Below are 1,750 nucleotides of genomic sequence, written 5' to 3'. Positions count from 1 at the left end.
GTTCCATATAGAGCTAGAGAGCAGGGGAAAACATGCCTAACAGAATAAGTCACCTTATTTTAAAAATCGAGCATCAAACCAAGGGAGGAGTCTGCCCTTTTTTAGGAAAAAATCAAGACAAATCTCCTCAATCATGTCTCGAACATCAGAAATTAAGCAAAATCACCAGAAGGATAGTAGTTTAACTAGCTTTTCTGGTGATTTTCGAAGAGTATTGTTTCTTGCGTCATACTTCAAATAGTCTAGCCACATACATTTGAAGCTGCTACCTCAATACAAACAGTCTTGAGGGTCGCTCTTGGGTTCACCGATAGATAATAGACACGTAGGCCTTGCACATCAGATTTATAGTATATTAAAATAATATATGAACAAATCGATTAGGAAAGGCAAATTAATTTTTATACTCAATGAAAATCAAAGAGCAAACTAGGAAACTAGCCGCAGGCCGTACTTGAGTACGGTAAGGCGACGTTGACGTGGTTTGAAGAGATTTTCGAAGAGTATTAGAAATGTTTTAGTAGCTATGATGTCCTATTCCAGATTCAATCCACTATACGATAGACTCGTCGTATAAAAAAACTGCAATCCACAGATTGCAGCCTTTCTTTATTTTCTGCCTTGATAGCGACTAGTCAGGATGAAAATCACGGTAAAGACCAACATCATGACACCATAAACAGGTAATGTTTGTCCTGTTAAGGTCGAAATTTCAAGTAATTTTTGAATTCTTGGGAAGAGAGCTGTAGCTAGGAAGCCTCCTACTGACCAAACAATCAAGAGGACACGCCAGAGGGTAAATGGCATGCAGGCTCTAAATACAGATAAGAAACCGATAGACCCAAGTAGATAATAGAGGAGGGTTGAGATTTCTAACTCAGACCAACCTTGGCTACTTCCAAACATTTTCACAAAAAGAACGCTGAACACGACCATGAGAGCGCTTGGTAGGGCACGAAGCATGGATCTTCTGAGGAAGTTTGGCTCAACAGGTTTGATATTTCGCTCAAAAGTCAGAACGAATGGTGGGAAACCTTCCACAAACTGGTCAATCATGGTAATCTGGATCGGAATGAAGGGGAAAATCAAAATCCACTCTGACCGACCTAGTAAAGCACTGGCAATACAGATGACTGCTAACAGGAAGGAATAGATGGTCTTTATCAAGAAAATCGGGGCGATATGGGCAATGTTATTGACCACGCGACGACCCTCGAAGAGAATCTCAGGAACATCATTAAAGTCTGAGTTCAAGAGAACCAGATTGGCAATCTGACGGGTTGCTGGATCCCCCTCCGCCATCACGATAGAACAATCCGCCTCACGAAGGGCCAAGATATCATTAACCCCGTCCCCTGTCATAGCCGTTGTATGACCCGCTTTTTTCAACGTTTGGATGATGAGTTTCTTTTGATGAGGGGAAACACGTCCGAAAATAGCTGTCTCCTCCGCCATGGCCATCAATTCCTCATCGATGATTTTCGAACAATCTACATAGCTATGGTAGTCCGCAAAACCAGCCTTCTGGGCAATGCTGGACACCGTAACGGGATTGTCACCAGAGATAATCTTGAGGCCCACTTCCTGAGAACGGAGATAGTCCAGCGTCTCTGCTGCTTCCTCTCGAATAGGGTCCAAGATTTCCAACAAGGCCAGAGCCTGAATATCAGAAGGTTTCTGTGGTTTGTGATGGTCTAATTTCTCCTGACTGAGAGCTAAGACCAAGACACGTGATACTCAATCATTTTCA

Annotated in this window: 1 pseudogene; it reads right to left on the bottom strand. The window is 42.6% G+C overall.

Annotation, left to right across the window (positions count from 1 at the left end):
- Nucleotides 1–609 precede the first annotated feature (609 nt).
- A pseudogene (locus tag HT691_RS10730) lies at nt 610–1,734 on the bottom strand (HAD-IC family P-type ATPase); the annotation flags it as partial.
- Nucleotides 1,735–1,750 lie beyond the last annotated feature (16 nt).

The organism is Streptococcus sp. 477 (assembly GCF_013277295.1).
Lineage (GTDB): Bacteria > Bacillota > Bacilli > Lactobacillales > Streptococcaceae > Streptococcus > Streptococcus pseudopneumoniae.
Note: the sequence above shows the minus strand (reverse complement) of the source record. Positions and strands in the feature narration are given on the sequence as shown.